The 243-nt window shown below is 60.9% G+C and carries 1 protein-coding gene; it reads right to left on the bottom strand.

Features of this window, described 5'->3' with window-relative positions; all coding sequences use genetic code 11:
- Window positions 1-243: SOS response-associated peptidase family protein (locus tag A3714_RS06545; protein WP_197463379.1), on the bottom strand; the 243-nt coding region annotated here is incomplete at both ends.

Below are 243 nucleotides of genomic sequence, written 5' to 3' on the forward strand. Positions count from 1 at the left end.
AGGTGCTGATGCGGCACGAACTGGGGCATGCGGTGGTGGTATTCGGCGCATGCTTGGTTTGGGGTGATGGTCAGGGTGACCAGCTTCGGCCCTTCTTCCCCTGGGAAGAGAATCCCTCCCATCAGCAGCGGATTCCCGTCCGCCGCTGCGAAGTGATACTTCTCCTTTCTGGGGCCGCCTTCATCCCGCCATTCGTACCAGCCAGAGCAGGGCACCAAGCAGCGTGATTCAGCAAAGGCGTTC

This window comes from Alcanivorax sp. HI0007, assembly GCF_001635525.1.
Taxonomy (GTDB): domain Bacteria; phylum Pseudomonadota; class Gammaproteobacteria; order Pseudomonadales; family Alcanivoracaceae; genus Alcanivorax.